This is a genomic window from Kribbella sp. NPDC051586, assembly GCF_044453965.1.
In the GTDB taxonomy this organism is placed as follows: domain Bacteria; phylum Actinomycetota; class Actinomycetes; order Propionibacteriales; family Kribbellaceae; genus Kribbella.
Genome location: NZ_JBITDF010000006.1, coordinates 133,089 through 154,754 on the forward strand (window position 1 = coordinate 133,089; position 21,666 = coordinate 154,754).

Annotated in this window: 21 protein-coding genes; 8 read left to right on the forward strand and 13 right to left on the reverse strand. The window is 69.4% G+C overall.

Annotation, left to right across the window (positions count from 1 at the left end; genetic code table 11):
- Positions 1-3: 3 nt before the first annotated feature.
- The 5 genes from ACIA58_RS38655 (at position 4) to ACIA58_RS38675 (ending at position 3,951) form a co-directional block, all read left to right on the forward strand.
- Positions 4-588 carry a helix-turn-helix domain-containing protein gene (locus ACIA58_RS38655; RefSeq protein ID WP_396408841.1) on the forward strand — a complete coding sequence of 195 codons (585 nt, stop codon included), beginning with the start codon at positions 4-6 and terminating at the stop codon, positions 586-588.
- A 12-nt stretch (positions 589-600) separates the two neighbouring features.
- Positions 601-1,560, forward strand: a complete 960-nt coding sequence (locus ACIA58_RS38660; protein WP_396408842.1) for an asparaginase — start codon at positions 601-603, stop codon at positions 1,558-1,560.
- A gap of 186 nt (positions 1,561-1,746) precedes the next feature.
- Positions 1,747-2,136 carry a group 1 truncated hemoglobin gene (locus tag ACIA58_RS38665; protein WP_396408843.1) on the forward strand — a complete coding sequence of 130 codons (390 nt, stop codon included), beginning with the start codon at positions 1,747-1,749 and terminating at the stop codon, positions 2,134-2,136.
- A gap of 7 nt (positions 2,137-2,143) precedes the next feature.
- On the forward strand, positions 2,144-3,289 hold the full coding sequence (locus tag ACIA58_RS38670; protein ID WP_396408844.1) for a globin domain-containing protein: 1,146 nt from the start codon (positions 2,144-2,146) through the stop codon (positions 3,287-3,289).
- Positions 3,286-3,951 carry a DivIVA domain-containing protein gene (locus ACIA58_RS38675; RefSeq protein ID WP_396408845.1) on the forward strand — a complete coding sequence of 222 codons (666 nt, stop codon included), beginning with the start codon at positions 3,286-3,288 and terminating at the stop codon, positions 3,949-3,951. The genes ACIA58_RS38670 and ACIA58_RS38675 overlap by 4 nt, the downstream gene beginning before the upstream one ends.
- Here the strand turns inward: ACIA58_RS38675 and ACIA58_RS38680 are convergent.
- The 7 genes from ACIA58_RS38680 to ACIA58_RS38710 all read right to left on the reverse strand — a co-directional run bounded on the left by ACIA58_RS38680 (position 3,944) and on the right by ACIA58_RS38710 (position 12,526).
- Positions 3,944-5,155 carry an RNA polymerase sigma factor gene (locus ACIA58_RS38680; protein ID WP_396408846.1) on the reverse strand — a complete coding sequence of 404 codons (1,212 nt, stop codon included), beginning with the start codon at positions 5,153-5,155 and terminating at the stop codon, positions 3,944-3,946. The genes ACIA58_RS38675 and ACIA58_RS38680 overlap by 8 nt on opposite strands.
- Positions 5,133-5,540, reverse strand: a complete 408-nt coding sequence (locus tag ACIA58_RS38685; protein WP_396408847.1) for a YciI family protein — start codon at positions 5,538-5,540, stop codon at positions 5,133-5,135. The genes ACIA58_RS38680 and ACIA58_RS38685 overlap by 23 nt, the downstream gene beginning before the upstream one ends.
- A gap of 74 nt (positions 5,541-5,614) precedes the next feature.
- Entirely contained in the window at positions 5,615-6,823 is a 1,209-nt protein-coding gene (gene ftsY, locus ACIA58_RS38690) for a signal recognition particle-docking protein FtsY (protein WP_396408848.1), read from the reverse strand.
- Between the two features lie 43 nt (positions 6,824-6,866).
- Positions 6,867-8,504 carry a thiol reductant ABC exporter subunit CydC gene (gene cydC, locus ACIA58_RS38695; protein ID WP_396408849.1) on the reverse strand — a complete coding sequence of 546 codons (1,638 nt, stop codon included), beginning with the start codon at positions 8,502-8,504 and terminating at the stop codon, positions 6,867-6,869.
- Positions 8,501-10,126 carry a thiol reductant ABC exporter subunit CydD gene (gene cydD, locus ACIA58_RS38700; protein WP_396408850.1) on the reverse strand — a complete coding sequence of 542 codons (1,626 nt, stop codon included), beginning with the start codon at positions 10,124-10,126 and terminating at the stop codon, positions 8,501-8,503. Before cydD ends, cydC begins: the two co-directional genes overlap by 4 nt.
- Complete coding sequence (gene cydB, locus ACIA58_RS38705; RefSeq protein ID WP_396408851.1) at positions 10,123-11,112, reverse strand: cytochrome d ubiquinol oxidase subunit II; 990 nt, start codon at positions 11,110-11,112, stop codon at positions 10,123-10,125. Before cydB ends, cydD begins: the two co-directional genes overlap by 4 nt.
- 10 nt (positions 11,113-11,122) lie before the next feature.
- Positions 11,123-12,526 carry a cytochrome ubiquinol oxidase subunit I gene (locus ACIA58_RS38710; RefSeq protein ID WP_396408852.1) on the reverse strand — a complete coding sequence of 468 codons (1,404 nt, stop codon included), beginning with the start codon at positions 12,524-12,526 and terminating at the stop codon, positions 11,123-11,125.
- An 82-nt stretch (positions 12,527-12,608) separates the two neighbouring features.
- Between ACIA58_RS38710 and ACIA58_RS38715 the strand changes: the two genes are divergently transcribed.
- Positions 12,609-13,001: a BlaI/MecI/CopY family transcriptional regulator gene (locus ACIA58_RS38715; RefSeq protein WP_396408853.1), complete on the forward strand. Its 393-nt coding sequence runs from the start codon at positions 12,609-12,611 to the stop codon at positions 12,999-13,001.
- Positions 12,998-13,903 (forward strand): M56 family metallopeptidase, encoded by a 906-nt coding sequence (locus ACIA58_RS38720; protein WP_396408854.1) that lies wholly within the window; start codon positions 12,998-13,000, stop codon positions 13,901-13,903. The genes ACIA58_RS38715 and ACIA58_RS38720 overlap by 4 nt, the downstream gene beginning before the upstream one ends.
- Here the strand turns inward: ACIA58_RS38720 and ACIA58_RS38725 are convergent.
- The 5 genes from ACIA58_RS38725 to ACIA58_RS38745 all read right to left on the reverse strand — a co-directional run bounded on the left by ACIA58_RS38725 (position 13,896) and on the right by ACIA58_RS38745 (position 17,554).
- Entirely contained in the window at positions 13,896-14,465 is a 570-nt protein-coding gene (locus ACIA58_RS38725; protein ID WP_396408855.1) for a dihydrofolate reductase family protein, read from the reverse strand. The two genes, ACIA58_RS38720 and ACIA58_RS38725, sit on opposite strands and share 8 nt — an antisense overlap.
- A 166-nt stretch (positions 14,466-14,631) precedes the next feature.
- Positions 14,632-15,723: a threonine aldolase family protein gene (locus ACIA58_RS38730; RefSeq protein WP_396408856.1), complete on the reverse strand. Its 1,092-nt coding sequence runs from the start codon at positions 15,721-15,723 to the stop codon at positions 14,632-14,634.
- 31 nt (positions 15,724-15,754) lie between these two features.
- A complete protein-coding gene (locus ACIA58_RS38735) occupies positions 15,755-16,447 on the reverse strand; it encodes an anti-sigma factor family protein (protein WP_396408857.1) in 693 nt (230 codons plus the stop codon).
- The gene (locus ACIA58_RS38740; RefSeq protein WP_396408858.1) at positions 16,444-16,974 is read right to left on the reverse strand and encodes a sigma-70 family RNA polymerase sigma factor; all 531 of its coding nucleotides are present in this window, start codon (positions 16,972-16,974) and stop codon (positions 16,444-16,446) included. Before ACIA58_RS38740 ends, ACIA58_RS38735 begins: the two co-directional genes overlap by 4 nt.
- Before the next feature lie 46 nt (positions 16,975-17,020).
- Positions 17,021-17,554, reverse strand: a complete 534-nt coding sequence (locus tag ACIA58_RS38745; protein WP_396408859.1) for a hypothetical protein — start codon at positions 17,552-17,554, stop codon at positions 17,021-17,023.
- 85 nt (positions 17,555-17,639) lie between these two features.
- Between ACIA58_RS38745 and ACIA58_RS38750 the strand changes: the two genes are divergently transcribed.
- The gene (locus ACIA58_RS38750) at positions 17,640-17,963 is read left to right on the forward strand and encodes a nuclear transport factor 2 family protein (RefSeq protein WP_396408860.1); all 324 of its coding nucleotides are present in this window, start codon (positions 17,640-17,642) and stop codon (positions 17,961-17,963) included.
- Here the strand turns inward: ACIA58_RS38750 and smc are convergent.
- Positions 17,960-21,532 (reverse strand): chromosome segregation protein SMC, encoded by a 3,573-nt coding sequence (gene smc, locus ACIA58_RS38755; RefSeq protein ID WP_396409293.1) that lies wholly within the window; start codon positions 21,530-21,532, stop codon positions 17,960-17,962. The genes ACIA58_RS38750 and smc overlap by 4 nt on opposite strands.
- Positions 21,533-21,666 lie beyond the last annotated feature (134 nt).

The window sequence follows — 21,666 nt, forward strand, 5'->3', positions numbered from 1 at the left end:
GGTATGGCAAACACGGAATCGCTTGAGGACGTGCTCGAGTCGGTCGGGCCCCGGCTGCGGGCACTGCGGATCGAGCGCGGGACGACGCTGGCCCAGCTGTCCGAAGGCACCGGCATCTCGGTCAGCACGCTGTCGCGGCTGGAGTCCGGTCAGCGCCGGCCGACGCTTGAGCTGCTGCTGCCGCTGGCCCGCGCGCATCAGGTGCAGCTGGACGAGCTGGTGGATGCGCCGCCGACCGGGGACCCGCGGATCTACGCGAAGCCGATCAAGCGGCACGGCACCGTGCACATCCCCCTGAGCCGGCGGCCGGGTGGGCTGCAGGCGTTCAAACAGATCCTGCCGGAGGGTTATCCGGGCAACGACCTGGCACAGAAGACGCACGAGGGCTACGACTGGCTCTATGTGCTGTCCGGGCAGGTCCGGCTGAAGCTCGGCGACAAGGACTTCGTCCTGAAGGAGGGCGAGGTGGCCGAGTTCGACTGCCGGGTGCCGCACTGGTTCGCCAATCCCGGCCCTGGACCGACCGAGGTGCTATGTCTTTACGGCCCGCAGGGGGAGCGGATGCACGTCAGAGCACGCACCAACTGAAGGAGAGACCACGTGAGCGTCGCGTTGTTCACACTGGGCGGCACCATCTCGATGGCAGGCACGCATCGCCTGACCGGTGACGACCTCACCGCCGCGATGCCCGGCCTCTCCGATCTCGGCCACCCGGTGGAGATCCAGGACATCGAGAAGATCCCCAGTGCCAACCTGACCACGGCCAAGGTGCTCGAGGTCGTCGACGCCGCCTCGAAGGCTGTTGCTGCCGGCGCCGCGGGCGCAGTGGTCACGCAAGGCACCGACACGCTCGAGGAGAGCGCCTTCCTCGCCGATCTGGTCTGGCCGCACGCGCAGCCGCTCGTGTTCACCGGTGCGATGCGCAACCCCACGCTCGCCGGCCCCGACGGGCCGGCCAACCTGCTGGCCGCCCTGCGCGTCGCCTGCTCCCCGACCGCCCGCGACCTCGGCGCACTGGTCGTCTTCAACGACCAGATCCACGCGGCCCGCTGGGTGCGCAAGACACACAGCACGAGCACGGCGACCTTCGTCTCGCCGAACACCGGCCCGATCGGCCATGTCGTCGAGGACCAGGTCCGCATCCTCACCCGTCCGCTCCGGCTGGACGGCGTACAGGGCAGCGCGGAGCCTGCCGAGCTCGACGATCTCAGAGTGGCGCTCTACACGGTCACGATGGACGACGACGGCCTGCTGCTGCGGGGGCTGGCCGACACCCACCAGGGCCTCGTGGTCGCCGCGTACGGCGTCGGACACGTGCCGGCCGCCCTCGCGCCGGTGCTCGGCGACCTGGCCGCCCGGATACCGGTAGTCCTGACATCGCGCACCGGCGCCGGCTCGGTCGTCCGCAACACGTACCACTCCCCCGGATCGGAAACCGATCTGTTGGGGCGCGGCCTGATCGACGGCGGTTTTCTGGACCCGTTCAAGGCGCGGGTGCTACTTCGGTTGCTCTTGGCAACAGATGACGACGTCGCCGCGGCGTTTGGACAATACGTTTGATTATTGCCCTTGGCAACGTTCTTTCCGGCTTGCCTTTTACCCCTGGACCTGGCCGCCAAACCGGACGGCACGAAGATCGGACGAATTACGGGAATTACGCGTCTCGACCTTGACGTTGACACCGCAGAGTGCTCGGATCGTCACCGCTCGGGGCCCGATTTTCGACGGTTTGGAGATGGTTGCGCCGTGGTCGATCAGACACAGGCGGGGACAGCGGGGGACAGCGATTACGACGCGGTGGGCGGTGGACCCGCTGTCGCCTCGGTGGTGGACCTCTTCTACACCCGGGTCCTCGCAGATCCGCAGCTGTCCGGGTACTTCACGAACAGCGATCTGGTCCGCCTCAAGCGGCACCAGGTGCAGCTGGTCTCCCAGGTGATGGGCGGCCCGGTCACGTACGAAGGCCAGGAGCTGGCCGACGCGCACAAGGGCCGCGGCATCACCGGCGGCGACTTCGGCAAGGTGGTCGTCCACCTCGTCAGCGCCCTGGAGGCGCATGAGGTTCCCGACGACATCATCGGCCGGGTGGTGAAGGCCCTGGGCGCGACTCAGGACGACATCGTCACCGCCAACTGATCCGGGGATGGACCCGGACGCACTGAAGAACAGCTGGGCCCTCGTCGCGAAGGCCGGCGACGAGGTACCGCTGTTCTTCTACTCACACCTGTTCCTGTCCCACCCCGAGGTCCGGGAGATGTTCCCGGTCTCGATGGCCGCGCAGCGCGACAAGCTGGTCGGCGCCCTCGGCGCCGTGGTCAGCAACGCCACGCAGCTCGACCAGGTGGTGCCGTTCCTGCAGCAGCTCGGCCGCGACCACCGGCGTTTCGGCGCCGTGGCCGACCACTACTCGGCAGTGGGCGCATCCCTGCTCGCGACGCTGCAGCACTTCCTCGGTGCTGCCTGGACGTCCGAGCTGGCCGCCGACTGGGCCGAGGCGTACGGCGTGGTGTCGACCGTGATGGTCCAGGCCGCCGAGGAGTCGGCGGCCGACGACGCGCCGGCCTGGTGGTCCGGAGAGGTGCTCGGCGTCGACCGGCGCACCATGGATGTGACGGTCGTGCAGATCCACCCGGAGCGGCCGCTGGACTACCAGCCCGGTCAGTCGGTGGCGATGGAGATCCCGTACCGGCCGCGGCGCTGGCGTTACTACAGCCCTGCGAACGCTCCACGGCAGGACGGCTCGTTCGAGCTGCACATCGGCCTGATCCCGGGCGGCCAGGTCAGCGGACCGGCGGTCCGGTCGCTGAAGCGCGGCGACCCGGTCCGGATCGGCGCGCCGGTCGGTGACTCGCTCAAGCTGCCGGTGGACACCGGCCGCGACGTTGTGATGATCGCCGGCGGCACCGGGCTGGCGCCGTTCCGGGCAATGCTCGAGCAGCTCGACCGGCAGCCGTCAGCTGCCCGGGTGCCACGGGTGCACCTGTTCCACGGGGCCCGGATGCCGTGGAACCTGTACGAGCACAAGCAGCTGACCAACCTCACCCAGCGGCCTTGGTTCAGCTACACGCCGGTGGTGTCGGACGACACGTCGTACCCCGGGAAGCAGGGCCGGGTCGGTACAGTCGCGGCCGCCACCGAAGGCTCGTGGGCCGACTGCACAGCCCTGGTGTGCGGTGGACCCGCGATGGTCCGCAACACCGTCGCCGAGCTCACCGCCGCCGGGATGAAGCCGACCGATATCCACACCGAATCCTTGGGGATCACGACCTCGGCAGGGAGTCAGCAGTGACGCGCCAAGACCCGTTCACCCGGAGAGCGGCCCAGTCGCCGTACGCCATTCGGCACCAGACCTTCGCCACTCGCCGGAAGGGCTACGACCCGAGCGAGGTGACGGAGTACCTGGGCGACCTCGCCGAGCAGGTCGAGTACGCCGACGCGGACCGGGCCGCGCTGCGTGCCGAGGTGGAGCGCCTGCGGGAGAGCACGACGGACGCGGAGCAGCGGGCCCACATCACCGCTCACGCGGTCGGACTGCTCAGTCAGGCGCAGCAGATCGCGGACAACCTGGTGGGCGAGGCGGAGCAGTACGCCAAGGACCTGATCGAGACCGCGCGGTTGCAGCAGCGCGATGCGTTGAAGCAGGCGCACGACTCGGTGGAGTCCGCCGTACAGCACATCCCGGTCGCCGATGCCCCGGTGGCCGAGCTCGAGTACGTGCGGACGTTCACCCGGGTCGCTCACGTCCAGCTGCGGTCGGTGCTCGACGCGTTGGCCGAGCAGGTTGATCGGCTCGGCAAGCTGCCGGAGAAGGCTGCCGGTCCGGAGCCGAAGCCGGAGCCGGAAACCGACGGGGACGCCGACGTGCTGTGGTGGACCGATCTGTCGGCCGCGGCCGACGACTCGATCCTGGACGTGGGAACGCCGGTCGGAGGCCATCGACGGCCTAACTGAGCGAGGCGGCCTTGGTTATCAGGTAGTCGCGCTCGGGCAGGCTCGTCGTACCACGGGCCGCCGCACGGAAGTGTTCGGCGGCGGTCGCGTGGTCGCCGCGCATCTCGTAGAGGTGTCCGCGCGTGGCGTCCAGGCGGTAGTGGCCGGGCAGCTCGTCGTCCAGGTGTTCCAGGAGCTTGAGGCCCGCGTCAGGACCGTCGACCATCGCGGCCGCGATCGCCCGGTTCAGCTTGACCATCGGGTTGCCGGACAGGTCCTCGAGCAGCCCGTACAGCCCGAGGATCTGCGGCCAGTCGGTGTCCTCGGCGCGGTCCACCTCGTCGTGCAGTGCGGCGATCGCGGCCTGGAGCTGGTACTCGCCCAGCGGCGGGGTGTCGAACGCTTCGACCGCGAGCGCGACGCCTTCGGCGATCTGGTCGTGGTCCCACAGCGACCGGTCCTGCTCGGCCAGCGGGATGATCTCTCCGCCCTGACCGGTCCGGGCCGTGCGGCGGGCATCGGTCAGCAACATCAGAGCGAGCAGTCCGGCCACCTGCCCGTCGTCGGACAGCTGGGCGCGTACGGCGCGGGTCAGCCGGATCGCCTCGGCGGACAGGTCGCTGCGGTGCAGCTCCGGGCCGCTGGTGCTCGTGTAGCCCTCGTTGAACATCAGGTACAGGACGTGCAGCACATTGCGCAGCCGGCCGGGCTCGGCGTCCAGCTCGAAGCTGGCGCCCTTCAACTTCTGCTTCGCCCGGCTGATCCGCTGCGCCATCGTTGCCTCGGGCACCAAGTACGCCGTGGCGATCTCGGCCGTGGTCAGACCGCCCACTGCTCGCAGGGTCAGCGCGATCGCCGAAGCCGGCGTGAGCGCCGGGTGGCAGCACAGGAACAGCAGCCGCAGCGTGTCGTCGTGCTCCTCGGTCTCCCCGGCCGGCACCTCACGCAGCGCGGCCCGCTCCTCGCGGCGACGGCGTGCCTGCTGCTGCCGCACCTCGTCGATCAGCCGGCGCGAGGCCGTCTGGACCAGCCAGGCCTTCGGCTTGTCCGGCCGGCCGTCGCGGGGCCAGGTCGTGGCGGCGGCCAGCAGGGCCTCCTGCACCGCGTCCTCGGCCGCGGCGAAGTCACCGGACCAGCGCACGACCGCGCCGAGGACCTGCGGCGTCAGCTCCCGCAGCAGGTCCTCGAGGCCGTGGCCCGGGTCAGAAGTCGTGGAGATCGGCATCGCCCTCCATCACCCGGCGGACCTCGATCGGCTGCTCGAGCGGGACGCCGCCGGGACCCGGAGCGGCAGACTGCTCGGCCGCGATCTCCAGCGCCCGCTCCTCCGACTCGACGTCGACCATCGTGTAGCCGGCCAGGACCTCCTTGGACTCGGCGAACGGACCGTCGGTCAGCACCGGCGCGCTCACACCGGTCGCCCGGACCACCTTGGCGTGCTTGGGCCAGGTCAGCGCGTTCACCTCGACCAACTCGCCGCTCTGCCGCAGCCGCTCGATCTGGTCTCCCAGGTGCTTCATGTGGGCGTTCCTGTCGGCCTCGTCCCACTCCAGCATCGGGATGTCGGTGTTACCGCCATCGTTGGTCATCAGCAGCATGAACTTGGTCATGTCATCTCCTTCTAGATCGACTTCTTACCCGGAGACGAAGCCGGCGCCGGCTGTTCTACATCAGTCCGGCAGTGTCAATCCAGCAGGGCGTCGACGAACTGCTCGGGGTCGAACGGCGCCAGGTCGTCGGGTCCCTCGCCCAGACCGACCAGCTTCACCGGTACGCCGAGCTCCCGCTGCACCGCGATCACGATGCCGCCCTTCGCAGTACCGTCGAGCTTGGTCAGGACCAGTCCGGTGACGTCGATGACCTCTGCGAACACGCGGGCCTGGGTGAGCCCGTTCTGGCCGGTGGTGGCGTCGATGACCAGCAGTACCTCGTCCACCTCGGCCGACTTCTCGATGACGCGCTTCACCTTGCCGAGCTCGTCCATCAGACCGGTCTTGGTGTGCAGGCGGCCCGCGGTGTCGACCAGTACGACGTCTGCCTCCTCCGCGATGCCCTCCTTGACCGAGTCGAACGCGATGCTGGCCGGGTCGCCGCCCTCAGGTCCTCGCACGGTGCGGGCGCCGACCCGCTCACCCCAAGTCTGCAGCTGGTCGGCGGCGGCCGCACGGAAGGTGTCAGCAGCGCCGAGCACGACGTGCTTGTCCTCGGCGATCAGCACGCGGGCCAGCCGGCCGACGGTCGTGGTCTTGCCGGTGCCGTTCACTCCGACCATCAGGATGACGGCGGGCTGGCCGTCCTTGCGGCTCGCCTTGAGCGACCGGTCCATCGACGGGTCGACCAGGTCCACCAGCTCCTCGCGGAGGATCTCCCGGGCCTGTGCGGCGCCGACACCCTCCACGCGCATCCGGGTGCGCAGCTTCTCGACCAGCTCCTGCGTCGGCGCGACGCCGACGTCCGCGGTGATCAGCGTGGTCTCGATGTCCTCCCACGCCTCCTCGTCGAGCTTGTCCCGCGACAGCAGGGCGAGCAGGCCCTTGCCGAGCGAGCCCTGGGACCGCGCCAGGCGGGCCCGCAGCCGGACCAGCCGGCCCTGCGCGGACTCCGGCTTCTCGAGCGTGGCAGCGGCGCCGCTCCCGGTCTCGGGCAGCTCGGTGTCCTCGAGCGTCCGGGTGGGCGTGTCCCTGGGTTCCTCGGCGTCCTCACCGACCTTCGGCTCCGGCGCCTCCACGGCAGCGGGCTTGGCGGCCGGAGGCAGCTCGGAACGGCGCCGCCGGGCGACGACGAGACCGGTGGTGCCGACGACGAGAACGACCGCGATCACCACGACGATCGTGATCAGAGCCTGGTCGGTGATCAGCGGCAGGAGGAGCGAGACGAGCAGTGGGGTCAACACGATTCCCAATCTTGACAGACGCCCGGCCCGCCGCCCGCATCTGTCACGTCAGGCAAACCAGTTGTCGCGGTACGTGATCAGGTACCAGCTCGGGCCGGTGCGTCAGCAGGACCACGGTCCGGTCGCCGGCGGCCGCGAACAGGTCGGCGAGCAACGCCCGGCCGGTCTCCTCGTCGAGGTGCTCGGTCGGCTCGTCCAGGACCAGTACGTCGCGATCGGCAAGCAGGAGACGCGCGAACGCGAGCCGCTGACGCTCACCACCGGACAGCCGGGCACCGTGCTCCCCGACCATTGTGTCGAGGCCGGCCGGCAGCTTCTCGACGAACATACCGAGCCGGGCCCGATACAGCGCCTTCCACAGCTGCAGGTCACTCACGCCCGGCTTTGCGAGCAGCAGGTTCTCCCGGATGGTCGTGTCGAAGACGTGGCTCTCCTGGGTCAGCAGGCCGACGACCGAACGCACTTGGTCACCTTCGAGCCGGGCCAGGTCCACTCCGTCCAGCAACACCTCTCCCCCGCGTGGCTGGAGGAACCGCAGCAGCACCGCGGCCAGGGTGCTCTTGCCCGAGCCGCTCGGACCGGTGATCACCACGCGGCTCCCGGCCGGCATTTCCAGGCTGAGGCCGTCCAGTACATCGGTGTCGTCGTACCCGACGCGCAGAAGCTTGACCTGCAGGTCGCGGCCGGTTGGGAGTGGGAGCGGATCTGATGGTTCGGTGACCGGCTCAGGGGTGTCGACGAGTTCCTGGACCCGGGTCAGGGCGGCTCGGACTCGGATGGCTAGCTGAGCGGCCGCGGGGATGCCTCCGAGGACGTCAGCCAGGGCCAGTGGGGTGAGGACGAGTACCGCGAACACTGCGCCGGTGATGTTCGCCGTACTGCCGAGGAGGAGAGCGGCGACGCTGGCGCCGCCGACACACAGGACGAGGAGGGCGCTGCCGAGGCCGGTGCTCCAGGCGGAGCGGCGTTCGGCGGCGGCCAGTCGGGCGTCATGGCGGCTGAAGGCGTCCAGCACTGAGTCGATCGCGTTGTAGGCGACAACGTCAGCCGCGGTGAGCAGGGTCTCGGTGGTAGTCGCAGCCACATCGCCGCGGGCACCGGTGAGATTGCGTTCGGCCTTCTGGACGGTGCGTGCGGTGAGCCACGGTACGACGGTGCACGCGATGAGGACTGCCAGCGCTACTGCGGCGCCTGCTGCTGGGAGTAGGAGCGCGAGGAGGGCTACCGTGGCGGCGGCTGTTACGGCTGCGACAGCTACTGGCAGGAGTACTCGCAGCCAGAGGTCGAGGACCGCATCTACGTCCAGTACGAGCCGTGCGAGCAAGTCGCCCTTGCGCCGCGAGGTCAGCCCACCCGGTGCGATCTTCTCGAGCCGACCAGTGATGCGGGCCCTGGTCTCTCCCAGCACTCGGTACGCCGCATCGTGGCCGACCAGCCGTTCGACGTACCGGAAGACACCACGCCCGACCCCGAACGCGCGCACGGCCACAATCGGGACCAACAACAGCAACACCGGGGGCTGAGCCGAGGCCGCCGTGATCAACCAGGCCGACGTCGCGAGCAAGGCGACCGCCGACCCTGCGGCTGCAACGCCCAACACCAACGCAAGCACCAGTCGCCACCGGACTCCCACCGCAGGCCGCACCAACTGCCACCAGGCTGATCGGCTTGATTCGGTCATGCGGTCACCAGCTCCCGGGCTCCTAGGGTGACTGTGCGGTTGGCGGCTGCGATGAGGGCGGGGCGGTGGGCGACCATCAGGACCGTGCGTCCTGTGGACCGGAGGCCGGCGACCACGGTGGCTTCTGCGTCGGGGTCGAGGCCGGCGGTGGGCTCGTCCAGCAGGAGGACTGGAGCGTCCGTGATGAGAGCGCGGGCCAGGGCGACTCGACGTTGCTGGCCGCCCGACAGGAGCTGGCCTTGCTCTCCCACTGCTTTGTCCAAGGCCAACTCGCCGGCTCCGGCGGTGATCAGTGCCAGGCGGATCTCGTCGTCCGATGCGGACGGTCGGCCCAGCCGCACGTTGTCGGCCACGGTTCCCAGCCGCAGGCCGGGGCGCTGCGGCACCCAGGCAAACTGGCGCCGCCACTCGACCGGGTCGAACTCGTCCGCCGCACTGCCACCAGCCACGACCACACCACGCTCCGGCTCGACAAAACCGAGCAGCACCGCCAGCGCGGTCGACTTCCCAGCACCACTGGGCCCGGTCAGCGCGACCACCTCGCCCGGCCGCAGCTCCAGGTCGAACCCGTCCAGCGCCGGCTCGTCACGCCCCGGGTAGCGCACGGTCACGTCGTACATGTGCAGCGGACTCACCCGCAGGTCAGGCACATCGGTCCGATCCCCTCGCACCGGCAACGGCGTCTCCAGCACCCGGAACACCTCTTCGCTCGCCGCCACCCCGTCAGCACTCGCGTGGAACTGCAGACCGACCTGCCGCAGCGGCAGGTACGCCTCCGGCGCCAGGATCAGCACCATCAACGCCGTCTCCAGCCCGAGCTTCCCGTCGACCAGCCGCAGACCGACGCCCACGGCAACCAACGCCACCGAGATGCTGGCCAGCAACTCCAACGCGAACGACGACAAGAACGCCAGCCGCAGGCTCCCCATCGACGCAGCCCGGTGCTGATCGGTCACCCGGCGTACGGCGGACTCCTGAGCCTTCGCGCGTCCGAACAACTTCAGCGTGGTCAGCCCACCGACCACATCCGCAAAGTGATGCGCCAGCACAGCCAGCGCGTGCTGACGCCGCCGGCTCCGCGCCTGCGTCGCCCAACCGATCAACGCCATGAAGATCGGAATCAACGGCAGCGTGACCAGCACGGTCCCCGCGGCGATCAGATCGCCGGTAGCCATCCAGCCGATCACTCCGGCCGGCACTGTCGATGCCAGGACCAGTTGCGGCAGATACCGAGCGAAGTACGGGTCCAGATCGTCAAGGCCCTTGGTGAGCAGCGTTGTCAACGCACTGCTGCGTTCACCACTCAGCCACACCGGTCCGAGCTTCAGCGAGTGCTCCAGCACCTGTCTCCGCAGCGTCGACTTCACTGAAGCCGCAGCGCGCTGCGCGACCACCTCCTGCGCCCACACCAGCAGCGCCCGCCCCGCAACGACCAGCACCAACCTCCAAGCGACATCAGTGACGGCGCTGCCCCGCAGTACGACGCCTGCTATGCCATGCGCCAGCAGCACTGCCTGTACGACGATCAGCACGCCACTGGCCACACCGATGAGTACCGACGCGGCCAAGAAGACCCGGGCGCCCCGGGCCCTCCGCAGCAGCCGCGGGTCGAGCGGCTTCACGATGCCGCCACCATCACGCGCTTCCGGAAGACCCAGTACGTCCAGCCCTGGTAGAGCATCACCAGCGGCAGGAAGATCGCGGTGATGATCGTCAGCGCCTTCAACGTGTACGCCGAGGACGCTGCTTCGACCGCGGTCAGCGTCGTCCCCGGCTCCAGCGTCGACGGCATCACGTCCGGGAACAGAGCGATGAACAGCGACACTACGGCCAGTCCGATCGCGAACGTCGTACCGATGAACGCCCAGCCCTCGCGGCGCAAGAGGTTCGCCACCAGGCCGCCGGCGAACGCGACCACCGCGGCGATCGTCACGACGACCGAGACAGTATCGCCGCGCAGCACCTGCGCCCAGGCGAGGAAGGCGATCGTCAGCACCGCGGCAACGACCCCGGTGCGCGTGGCCAGCCGGTTGGCGCGGACGCGCAGGTCGTCGGTGGTGCGCAGCGCGAGGAAGATCGCGCCGTGGGTGACGAACACCGCGACGAAGGTCAGCCCGCCGAGCAGCGCGAACGGGTTGAGCAGGGTCCCGAAGCTGCCGACGTACTCGTGATCGGCATCCAGCGGCACACCCCGGACGATGTTGCCGAAGGCAATGCCCCAGAGCAGCGCCGGCAGCAGCGAGCCGATCGTGATCATCCAGTCCATCCGCGCGCGCCAGACCGGCTCGTCGCGCTTGCCGCGGTACTCCAGCGCGACGCCGCGGACGATCAGCCCGACCAGGATCGCGAACAGCGGCAGGTAGAACCCGCTGAACAGCGTCGCGTACCACTCCGGGAACGCGGCGAAGGTCGCCGCGCCGGCCATGATCAGCCAGACCTCGTTGCCGTCCCAGACCGGCCCGATCGTGGTGATCGCGGCCCGCCGCTCGGGCTCGTTGCGGCCGAGCACGCGGAACAGCATCCCGACTCCGAAGTCGAAGCCCTCGAGCACGAAGTACCCGGTCCACAGCATCGCGATCGCGATGAACCACACAGTCGTCAGTTCCATCTCGAACCCCTCAGTACGCGAACGACAGCGGCTTGTCGGGCTGATCCGGCTCGGTCTCGGGTGGATCGTCCGTCCCGGCCAGGCCGCCGCGGATCGTCCGCAGCAGCAGCTTGGTCTCGACCACCGCGAGTACGCCGTACAGCAGGGTGAACCCGACCAGGGAGGTGATCACCTCGCCCCCCGTCGTACCGGGCGACACACCTGATGCCGTGGGCAACAATCCGAACGCCAGCCACGGTTGCCGACCGGTCTCGGTGAAGATCCAGCCGAACGTGTTCGCGGCCAGCGGCAGCAGCGGCAACGGAGCCGCCAGCCAGACCAGCCAGTGACTCGGCGCCCGGCCGCGGCGGGTCACCCACAGCAGCCACAACGCGACCGCCGCGGACGCCATCCCGACCCCGATCATCAACCGGAACGTCCAGTACGTCAGCGGGATGTTCGGCTTGTACGACCCCGGGCCGTACAGCTGCTCGTACGCCTCCTGCAGCGAGTTGATCCCCTTCACCTCGCCACCGAAGTGCCCGGTCGCGAGGAAGGACAGCAGGTCCGGCACCTTGATCGAGAAGATCTCCTTCGACCCGTCCAGCGTGCCGACGGTGAACACCGAGAACGACGCCGGCTTCTCGGTCTCGTACAGCGCCTCGGCCGCGGCCATCTTCATCGGCTGCACCTCGGTCATCACCTTGCCCTGCAGGTCGCCGCTGATCGCGACGCCGACGCTGGCCACGAGCACCACCGAGGCGCCGATCTTCAACGCCGACCGGAACACGTCCTTGTCCACCGAAGGCCGCCGTACCAGGTGCCACAACGCGACGCCGGCGACGAACGCGCCGCCGACCATGAACGCGGCGAAGATCGTGTGCGGGAACGTCACCAGCACGACCTTGTTGGTCAGCACCGCCCACAGATCGGTCAGCTCCGCCCGGCCCCGCTCGGCGTTGTAGCGGAAGCCGACCGGGTTCTGCATCCAGGAGTTGGCCGCGAGGATGAAGTACGCCGACAACTGCGTGCCGAGCACCACCATCCAGATACAGCCCAGGTGCACCAGCCGGGGCAGCCGCTCCCAGCCGAAGATCCACAGGCCGATGAACGTCGACTCGAGGAAGAACGCGAGCAGCCCCTCCAGCGCCAGCGGGGCGCCGAACACGTCCCCGACGAACCGCGAGTAGTCGCTCCAGTTCATCCCGAACTGGAACTCCTGCACCAGGCCGGTGACCACACCCATCGCGATGTTGATCAGGAACAGCTTCCCGTAGAACTTGGTCAGCCGCAGGTACTTCTCCTTCCCGGTCCGGTACCACGCGGTCTGCAGGCCGGCCGTGATCGCGACCAGCGAGATCGTCACCGGCACGAAGAAGAAGTGGTACACGGTGGTGATCGCGAACTGCCACCGCGCCAGATCCAGCGTGTCCATCGGAAGGCCTCCCCAGCCATCTACGACGTTTCGTAGTAGATGTTACCGCGGATCTACTACAACGCGTAGTTATACTGGTCACGTGGCGAGCGAAGACAAGGCACCGAGGCCCCTGGGGGACCTGGAGCGCCTGGTGATGGAGCAGTTGTGGGCCGCGCCGAGGGCGATGACCGTGCGCGAAGTGCATGAGCAACTCGCCGGCACCCGCGAGCTCGCCTACACCACCGTGATGACCGTTCTGGACCGGCTGGCGAAGAAGAAGCTGACCGAGCGCGAGCGCGACGGCAAGGCCTGGCGCTACCGCTCCGCCGCGCCCCGCGAGGAGCTGGCCGCTGACCTGATGCGGGACGCCCTCGACCGCGCCGGCGACCGGCGGGAGGCGCTGGTCCGCTTCGTCGGCCAGGTCTCCGACGAGGAAGCAGCACTGCTGCGCGAGGCCCTGTCCCGGCTGGACGGTCAGGAGCAGACGGGGTGATCGCCCCGGTCCTGCTGGCCGTCCTGGCGCTGGTGCTCACCGGCCCGGCACCGGCCGTGCTGGCTCGCTCCAGCTGGCCCTACCGAGTCCCCCGGGCGGCAGTCATCCTCTGGCAGGCGATCGCGCTGGCCGCCGTACTGGCCGCGCTGGGTGCCGGTATAGCGCTCTCGTACTCGATCGCCGGCGAGCCCGGTAAGCCGAAGTTCGACCCGTCCTCGCCACGGGACCTCGTGGCCGCACTGATCCTCGCGATGACTGCCTCGGTGGTCATCAGGCTGCTCTGGGCTGTCGGGAAAGTCGCAGTCGGTACGCGGGCCCGTCGCAAGCGACACCGCGATCTGGTCGACGTACTGGCCACACCGGACGGGCTGATCCCCGGACTGCGCGTGCTGGCGGAGGAGACGCCGCTTGCGTACTGCCTGCCGGCACTGCGCGGCGCACGGGTCGTCGTGTCGGTCGGTGCACTGGACCGGCTGGACGACAGCGAGCTGACGGCTGTGCTGGCCCATGAGCAGGCGCATCTGCGGGCGCGTCATGACCTGGTGCTGGAGGAGTTCACTGCGCTGCACCATGCCTTCCCGCGGTGGGTGCGCAGCGACGTCGCGCTGGAGCAGGCCCGCACGCTGGTTGAGCTGCTCGCCGACGACGACGCCCGTCGCCGCAACGGCCCGCGCCCGTTGGCCCGCGCACTGGTAGCGCTGGCCGGGTCACCGGCCCCCGAGGCGGCTCTGGCGGCAGCAAAGTCCGCGACAGTACTCCGAGTCGAGCGTCTGGCGAATCCGGCGCCCAACGAGCGAGCGCTGTCCACGCTGACCTACGCCGGGGCAGTGACGCTCCTGGTCCTGCCCACGATCACCATCGCCGCCCCGATCGTGAAGGCGATCCTGGACGCGGTCAGCTAGCCGGCCGGTAACGCACCAGTACGCCACCGTTGGCCCACGGGCGCGCTTCGATCAGCGCCAGCTCAACCGGTGACTCGCCACTGGGGAACGCGCTCTTGCCCGCGCCCAGAAGGATCGGGCAGATGCGCAACTGGACCTCGTCGACCAGTCCGGCGCGCAGTAACGACTGGAACAGCGTGATGCTGCCCCACAGGATGATGTCCTTGCCGGTGTCCTCGACCTTGAGCGCACGCACCGCATCGAGGTCGCGGATCACCAGACCCGGCTCGTAGGAGCCCCACGGCGCACTGTCGAGCCTGGTCGACACGACAACCAGACGCAGCGCGTTCAGCATCGGCGCGACCGGCTGGTCCGCGGAGGCGTCGGTCGGCCAGTAGCTCGCGAACAACCGGTACGTCTCCGCGCCGAGCAGCATCGTGTCGATGCTCTCCAGCAGGTGGAGATTGTCGTCGTCGGCATCGTCGGCATGGTCGGCGATGGAGTCGAAGAACTCCAGTCCCCCGTCAAGTCCGGCGGCGTATCCGTCGAGCGTCACGTACTCCTGGAAGATGAGTCGCCTCATGCTGTGCGACCTTACAGCGCCACTACCCGAAGCGCTTGCCTTCTCCCCTTGCCACAGCGAGCAGCACCAGGCCCGACAGAACCAGCAGAACGACCATCGTCACAACGAATGTCAGCACTTCTCTCCCCGAATCCCCACACCTGCCCCAACACAGGGCCTGACGCTCTCAGCGGGTCAGAAGTTCCCCGAACGCCTTGGCGATTTCGTCGACCGGCGAGGACAGCGAGTGCGGCGTCACCACCACCTCGATCCACGACCAGCCCGGTACGTCGGCCGGCTGCCACGGCGAGCACAATGCCTCGCGGGTCCGCTCCATCCGCTCGACAGCGGCGCGCTCGATCGCGTCCGCGGCGCGCGGTGCGTACAACCGGAACGAGTTGGTGTGCGGCGGCTCCGGGAAGACGCGGAAACCCTCGCTCTGCAAGGCCATCGCGACCTCGACCGCCCGCTGGTGCAGGTCGTCCATCAGTGGCAGCACCGTCCGCAGGCCGTCGCGCGCGGACACGGCGTACGGGAACAGCGAGAAGAGATTGCCGCCCAGCCGCCGCTGCCACCGCCGTACCTCGGCGATCACGTCCTCGGGGCCGGCCAGAGCGGCACCGCTGATCCCGCCCAGCACCTTGTAGAACGACACGTACACGGTCGAGGCGAGCGCAGCGATCTCAGCCAGGCTGTGCTCGAGGTACGGCGTGCTCTCCCACAGCCGCGCCCCGTCCAGGTGCAGCGGTACGCCGCGCTCCGCACAGGACTCGGAGAACACGACCAGCTCATCCCACGTCGGCAGGACATACCCGGCATCGCGCAGCGGCAGCTCCAACGTCACCGCGGCCAACTTGCCCGGGATGGCGGCCAGCTCGTCCGGCCGGGGCTGGCGCGGCTCTGACGTCAGCCGCTCGATCCGCAGGTGATGCACCTCTTCCAGTGCGTTCAGCTCGTGCACCAGGAGGTGAGACAGGCCGTGTACTGCGACCCGGCCCGTACCCGCGCGGTCGGCGTACACGCGGAGCACACTCTGCTGCGCCATGATGCCGGTCGGCAGGAACACCGCCGCCGGTTTGCCGAGCAGCTCGGCCACCTCCTGCTCCAGCGCCGCGACCTCGCCGCCGCTGCCGTACATGTCGACAAGGTCGTCCGTGGCCACCTCCGCAAGCCGCCGCAACCTGTCCGGCGCCGGCACTCGCCGGTTGAACAGCCAGTGCTCGCAGTTGTCCGCCGCGTTCTTCCGGCGCTCCCGCAGGTCCTCGGAGGTAGTAGCCACGGCTCCATCCTCTCGTGTCCCGCAACTACATTCAGATCGTCGCTGTGACTACATGCTTTCCCTGCAGGGTCCTGATCTCCACTGAGTGGACCTGATCGAGCGGCACCAGCACACCGCCGCCGAACGTGCTGCCGTTCTTCGCAGCCTTGTCCGACACCACCCAACTGCCCGCCGTCCACGTCTTACCGGTCCTGTCGGTGACGAGAAGCTGGCACTGGTCTCCGGACTTCAGTCCCGTGACCTGCACCTGCACCCAGCTCCAACCGGTCCGCGGCTCGACGGTAGTAGCCATCTTCGCGCCGGTGGATGTGTCGATGGCGGTGACTTCCTTGTAGCCGGCCGCGGGTTCGGTTGCCTGCGGTGCGGTCGACCGGCCCAGTGCAACACCGCCGCCGAGCGCACCGCCGACCACGACGAGTGCAGCGGCCACCATCAGCCAGCGGGAGCGACTGCGCTTGACGGGGACCGGTAGCGGCGGCTCTGCCGACGACTCGCGGACCTCCCGCAGCGTGCGCTGCAGCAACAGGTCACCACCCTCGGGCGGCCCTTCCAGGAACGCCTCCGGCGGCACCTCACCGAGGAAGTCCTTCATCTCGCTCAGCTCCGCCAGCTCCGCACGGCACTCCGCACAGGTAGCCAGGTGCTCGTCGACATCGGCGGCCTCGCCGGGTTCCAGTGCACCCAGTGCGTAGGCGCCGAGTTGCATACGGTCGTGCTCAGTCATCGGGACACCTCCGCTTCTGATCCGGCCATCACCGCGCGCAGAGCTCGGAGGGCGTAGTACGAACGCGATTTCACGGTACCGGGTGGAACACCCAGCTCCTTGGCAGCCTCTGCCACGGACCTGCCGCGGTAGTAGATCTGCACGAGTACTTCACGATGCTCGGGCGACACCTTGTCCAGGGCATCCATCACGACCATGGTGTTCACCACGGACTCGGAGTGGTCGCCCTGGATCGGCGGCTTGTCCACCACGTCGGCCACCTCGGCCGGACGCACCGCCTTCGCCCGGGCGCGGTCGGTGACGATGTTGCGCGCCACCGTCAGCAGCCAGCCCCGGACCGATCCTCGGCCGGAGGTCAGGTCGGCAGCGTGCTTCCACGCCCGTACCAGCGTCTCCTGTACGACGTCCTCGGCAGCGGCCCGGTCTCCGGTGAGACGGGTCGCGTAGGCGAGCAGACTGCGCCCGTGTTCGGCGTACAGCGTGCGAATCAGCGACTCGGCGTCGTGCGGCCCTGGGGTATCACCCACCGACCGCACGATACCGGGATTCGCCGGTGCCAACACCAGCAGAGGTTCAGTAGCCGTTGCCATTTCCGGAGCCGCTCGGTTGGGTGGTGATCTTCTTGCCGTCCGCGCCGACGACCCACCACACACCGCCGACGGCCTGGCCCTTGGCCTCGCCGGCCTGGCTGTCACTGGCGAACAGGTAGAGCGGCAGTCCGTTGATGGCCAGCTGCTTGGAGCCGTCCGACCGGGTGACCGTACTGACCAGGGACGCGTCGATCCCGGTCAGCTGCGGCGTACCGTCGCCCGCGGCCACCACCGGCCACTTGTCCAGGCAGCCGCCCTCGCAGGTGGATTTGCCCGAAACGTCCTTGTCGAACACGTACACCGTCCGCCCGTTGCCGTCGACAACGACGTTGCCGAGACCGCTGATGTCCGCGGTCGCCAGCTTCGCCCCGGCAGCAGCCGGCTGGCTGGCCGGCGCCGAGCTGCTGGAGCCCGAGCCGGAGGATGAACTGGAATCGTCACCACCGCACGCGGTCAGCCCCGACAGGCCGAGCACGGCTACGCCGACCACTCCGACCAGACTGCTCAGTCGCTTCATCAGGCCCTCCTTGGTTGACCGTTCGTCACTTGTCACACGTGCGGATCCGGGGACCGGTTCAACCGGGAGGGCTATCGTCGCCACTATGAGTCAGGAGATTCCCGCAGCGGTCCAGCGCGCGCTCACCGCGATCGACGAGCAGGACAACGACGCGTTCGTGGCGGCGTTCGCCGCGGACGGCTACGTCAACGACTGGGGCCGGGAGTTCCACGGGCCCGACCAGATCCGCTCCTGGAGCCAGAACGAACTGATCGGCAAGCAGGCCACCTTCACCGGCACAGAGGTCACCGTCGACGGCAACCCGCTGACGATCCTGACCCAGGTAGGCGGGAAGGGCTTCAACGGCCCCTCCCACTTCACCTTCGCCATCAAGGACGAGCAGCTCGCCTCGATGACGATCACCGCCTAGACGGGCTCCGGTTCGCGGATCCGCTGGGAGATGACGGACGAGACGCCGTCGCCGCGCATGGTCACGCCGTACAGCGCGTCGGCGACCTCCATGGTGCGCTTCTGGTGGGTGATGACCAGGAGCTGGCTGTTCTCGCGCAGTTCTTCGTAGATCTCCAGCAGGCGGCCGAGGTTCGTGTCGTCCAGCGCGGCCTCGACCTCGTCGAGGATGTAGAACGGCGACGGACGGGCCTTGAACAGGGCGACCAGGAACGCGACCGCGACCAGGGACCGCTCGCCGCCGGACAGCAGCGACAGCCGCTTGACCTTCTTGCCGGGCGGACGGGCCTCGACGTCGATACCGGTGGCCAGCATGTCGTCGGGGTCGGTCAGGACGAGGCGGCCCTCACCACCCGGGAACAGCCGGCTGAAGACGTGCTCGAACGCGATCTCGACGTCGCGGTACGCCTCGGTGAAGACCTGCTCGACCCGCTCGTCGACCTCCTTGACGATATCCATCAGGTCGCGGCGGGACTTCTTCAGGTCGTCGAGCTGCTCGGACAGGAAGCGGTGCCGCTCCTCCATCGCGTCGAACTCCTCGAGCGCGAGCGGGTTGATCTTGCCGAGCTGGTTGAGCGCCCGCTCGGCCTGCTTCAGCCGCTTCTCGACCTTGGTCCGGTCGAACGGCTCGCCCTCGAGCTCCAGCGTGCCGTCGTCGCCGTCCTTGGGCTGTGTGGGCACTGGCGGCACCAGCTGATCCGGTCCGTACTCCGTGACGAGCGCGTCGACCTCGATCCCGAGCTCGCCCAGCGCCTTCTCGTACAGCTGCTCGAGCCGCATCTTCTGCTCGGCCCGGGCCAGCGCGTCGCGGTGGACGGTGTTCGTCAGCTGCTCCAGCTCGGAGCTCAGGTTCCGCGTCGCGGAGCGCGCCTGTGAGAGCGCCTGCTCCCGGTCGGCCCGCTGCGCCTGGATCGCCGACCGCTCGGCCGCCGCCTGCTGCAGGGAGGACTCGAGCCGGGCCAGCACGTGGCCGGCGGCCAGGTGGACGGCCTGCGCCGCTTCTGCCTGCCGCGCCCGCCGCGCCGCCCGGGCGATCGCCCGTGCCCGCGCCTCGCGCTCCTGGCGGGCAGCGCGCTCCAGCGAGTCGGCCCGTCCGGACAGCGCCCGGGCCCGCTCCTCGGTGGTACGCAGCGCGAGCCGCGCCTCCATCTCGGTCGCACGCCCTGCCTTGGCCGCCTCGGCCAGCCGGTCGCGCTCCGACGTGTCCGGCTCGTCGCCGTCGTCGTCGAACGCCTCGGCGTCCATCAGCCGCTCTTCGAGCTCGGCCAGGCCGGACAGGTTCTTGTCGCGCTCCTCCTCGGCCGCGGCGATCGCCTCGGCCATCCGCTGCGCCTCACCGCGTGAGGCCTTCGCCAGCGACCCGAAGTGCGCCAACTGCTCCGCCACCGCGGCCATCGCCGCGTCGGACTCGTGCAGCCGGGCCAGGGTGATCTCGACGGACTCCTTCTGCCGGGCCCGCTCGTCCTCCAGCCCCTGCAGCTCGAACCGCAGCCGCTCGCTGCGCGCCGTCGCCTCGGTCAGCTTCTCCGCCGCCTCGTCGACCGCGGACTGCACCTCGATCAGGCTCGGCGCCGCATCCGACCCGCCGTACGCGAAATGCGCACCCAGCACGTCGCCGGCACGCGTCGTACACATGATGTCGGGCAGATTGCGCACCAGGGACCGCGCGGCCGGCACGTCGTCCACCACGGCAACCTTGCGGAGCAGCCGTCGCAGCGCGGGGCGGAGCGTCGCCGGGCAGTCCACGACGTCCACGGCGTACGACGCCCCGTAGGGCAGCGCCGGCCACAGGTCGTGGTCGTCCGCGGGAGCGTCCCCGAGCAGCATCCCGGCCCGGCCCAGATCGTGCTGCTTGAGGTGACCGACAGCGTGCAGCGCCGCGTCGGTGTGGGTGACCGCGACTGCGTCGGCGGCCTCGCCCAGGGCGGCCGCGATGGCGGTCTCGTACCCCGCGCGCACGCTCAGCAGCGCGGCGACCGAACCCATCAGGCCGTTGACCTGCTCGGACGCGGCCAGCAGGGCGCCGGCGCCGTCCTTGCGGTTCAGACCCAGCTCCAGCGCCTCCTTGCGCGCGGCCAGACCGGTGCGCTCACGCTCGGCGTCGCGCTCCTCGGCGCGCAGCTTCGCCAGCCGCTCGTCCATCTCGTCGAGCACCGCCTGGGCGGCCTCGAACTGGTCGTCGAGCCCCTTCTCGCCTGCGTCCAGCCCGGCGACCTGGGTCTCCAGCGCGGTGAAATCGTGCTGGGCCTTCGCGGCGCGGACCTCGGCCTCGTTCATGTTGCTGGCCAGACGGCCGATCTCGGACTCGGCGGCGGCCGCGCGGCTCTTCAGCGCGTTCACCTGGCCGGTCAGCCGGGCCAGTCCCTCGCGGCGGTCGGCGGCGGCCCGGATCAGCGCGGAGATCCGGCGCTCCTCCTCGGCCTCCTGCGACTCCAGCTGCTGGCGGCGCTCGACGGACTCCGCGAGCAGCTCGGAGTGCGCCTCGACCTCGGCCTCGATCTGCGCCTCGGTCTCACGGACCCGGGCGGCCTCAAGCTCCAGCTCCTCGGGGTCGCGGCCGGAGCGCGGCCCGTCGTCGGCCTCGTCGTTCAGCGAGCGGATCCGGTCCGCCGCGATCCGCGCCGTACCTTTGACCTTCTCGCCGAAGCCGGACAGCTGATACCAGGTGTCCTGCGCGGCCTGCAGGGCCGGCGCGTCCTCGCGGAGTGCGTCCTCGAGCTCGGCCTCCAGCTCACGGGCCTCCCGCAACTTCGCCTCGGTCTCGGACCGGCGCTCGGTCAGCGCGGCCTCGTCCCGCAGCTCGGCCTCGAGCGCGGACTGGGCCTGGACGATGTCGTCGGCGAGCAGCCTGGCCCGGCCGTCGCGAACCTCCGCCTGGATCGTCACCGCCCGGCGCGCCACCTCCGCCTGGCGCCCGAGCGGCTTCAGCTGGCGGCGGATCTCGGCGATCAGGTCCCCGAGCCGGTGCAGGTTGCCCTCGGTGGCCTCCAGCTTCCGGATCGCCTTTTCCTTGCGCTTGCGGTGCTTCAGGACGCCGGCGGCCTCCTCGACGAATCCGCGCCGGCCCTCGGGCGTGGCGCGCAGGATCGAGTCCAGCTGGCCCTGGCCGACGATGACGTGCATCTCGCGGCCGATACCGGAGTCGCTGAGCAGCTCCTGGACGTCGAGCAGGCGGCAGTTCTGGCCGTTGATCTGGTAGTCGGACCCGCCGTTGCGGAACATCGTCCGGCTGATCGTCACCTCGGCGTACTCGATCGGCAGCGCGCCGTCGGTGTTGTCGATGGTGAGCACCACCTCGGCGCGGCCCAGCGGGGCACGGCCGGAAGTGCCGGCGAAGATGACGTCCTCCATCTTGCCGCCGCGCAGCGACTTCGCGCCCTGCTCACCCATCACCCAGGCCAGCGCGTCGACGACGTTGGACTTGCCGGAGCCGTTCGGCCCGACGATGCAGGTGATGCCTGGTTCGAAGTTCATCGTCGTCGCGGACGCGAACGACTTGAAGCCCCGGAGCGTCATGCTCTTCAGGTACAAGGCGAAGCTCTCCAACCCGTGAAAGGACAGACGATACCGAAAGGAACCGTCGTAACTGCTCGTGCCGCTACCCGGGGGAAGTAGTTCCGCTGTGCAGTCTAGAGGCAGATGCGCGCGAACTTGTGGAGGCCGAC